Source organism: Staphylococcus petrasii (genome assembly GCF_002902565.1).
Taxonomy (GTDB): Bacteria; Bacillota; Bacilli; order Staphylococcales; family Staphylococcaceae; genus Staphylococcus; species Staphylococcus petrasii.
The window spans coordinates 1-1,942 of the sequence record NZ_PPRC01000066.1 but is presented as its reverse complement, the minus strand read 5'-3'; the positions used below and the strand labels follow the sequence as shown (position 1 = coordinate 1,942).

Annotated in this window: 1 protein-coding gene; it reads right to left on the bottom strand. The window is 32.4% G+C overall.

The features are described 5' to 3' along the window. Window positions 1–1,942: SdrD B-like domain-containing protein (locus CD127_RS09955; RefSeq protein WP_206168811.1), on the bottom strand; the 1,942-nt coding region annotated here is incomplete at both ends.

Below are 1,942 nucleotides of genomic sequence, written 5' to 3'. Positions count from 1 at the left end.
TTCCTTTTTCATCAGAATCTTGGATACCATCTTTATTGGTATCTTCCCATACATAGTCGCCTAAATTATATGTTGGTTTATAAAATCCTGTATCAACAGTCATATTGTCAGCATTATTAATGATACCTTTTGCTACCACTACATTATTATCCCCATTTTTTTGACCATCGGAATCAATAGTATCATTATCAATTGTGTTTGATGGCGATGGAGTGTAATTATTAGGAATAACAAATTCAACATTATATGTTCCATTTTGTAAGTTATTAAACTGATAATGTCCTGTATCATCAGTTGTTGCACGTTGTAATTCTTTGTTATTACTATCTTTAAGAATGACGTAAACACCTGGAATACCTAGTTCTTCTGTATCTTGGATACCATCTTTATTGATATCTTCCCATACATAGTCCCCAAGACTGTATGTTGGGTTATCTCCTTGTGCTGTTGAAGAACCATTAATATAACTAACAGTTGTAGTTTTAACGCCTGTTTCGTATTGTGATTCTAGATTACCATAACGTGTTAACGCATAATCTGTTTTAACATTGCCAGTACCTGACGGTTTAACTGCTTGGGTAATAATATAACGTGTTCCTTTGTTCATATTACTACGATTCAGATCTATATCTACTCTAGTATTGTTAAGACTATATCGAGGTGTAAATTCATTAGTTACATCTTTAACTGCAGATCCGTTTAAATTCGGATTAAAGCTATCTACTAAAACATTATTATCTAACACTTCATATACTTTTGTCTCATTAGGTATAAAATTACCATTTTGAACTGTTGAGAAGTATTTTGCATCATAAATTCTATTCCCAGGTTGATTTAAATAAACAACTTCATTATGTTTATTATTTACATTATCAACATTTGCTACTGCTGCATTTGTAAGTTTATCTTTATGATTACCATAATCTACTACAAAGTTTTCTCTAACCTCTTGGTTAGCGATAGTAACATCCATAGGATAAGTTTGTTTATCTTTAGTTACTGTTTCTCTTTTTGGTGTTGCTAAAAGATTAAAGCTACCTGTAACGTTTTGATATTGATCTACATAATTAGTAAAAGTGTATGTAGTTGTATTTGTAGCTTCATCATAAACACCGTTTGCTACAATTGAACCTTCCTTACTACGTAGTTGTGTATTTTTAGCTGGAAGTTCTAAAGCACCGGGTCTAATGTAATCACCATATTTTATAGTGAATGTATCTCCTTCTTTAATACTATTATCCAGTTCATAATCAGCAGACAATTTTAATTGCTCATTGCTTGTTGGCCAAACCGTATTATTATCATGTTGGTTATTTTTCTGATTAAGTGTCAAACTAGCATTTGTAATATGAATTTTATCATTTACTAAAGATCCACCTGTACTTGATGTAGTATCAGTGCTATTTAAAGCAAAAGTAGTTGGTGTACTATTCGTTGATGCTGTTGACATTGGTGCTACGGCTGCTAATGTCATAAACGGACTAGTTAATCCATAATCCGGATTCGAAAAGTCTGTTTTAATTGTTTCAGCTACAATTGCATTGTCAATTTGTTCTTGGGTTGCTGTTTCCAAATTCACATCACTACTTACTGCATCTGTGATTGCGTCTGTATTATTACTTGTATCTGCATTTAAACTATCTACCACATCACTCGTGTATGCTTGTTTATCTGCCACTGAACTATCTGAAGTAATAGATGGCGCATCTGTAGTAGATAACGTATTAGTTGTGTTATCTGATTGTGTTGTCGCATCTGATGATCTATCTAATTTACTAGATGTTTTATTATCAGTTTGATTAGATGTAGCACTTTCAGTAGATGTTGGGTCTTGTGTTGTATTATCTTTTGAAGTAGTAGTTGAAGATGACTCTTCTGTTGGTTGTTCTGTTGTACTTTGTGTCGTTGATGTATCTGCTTTAGAATCTTGTTGTGTTGAAGG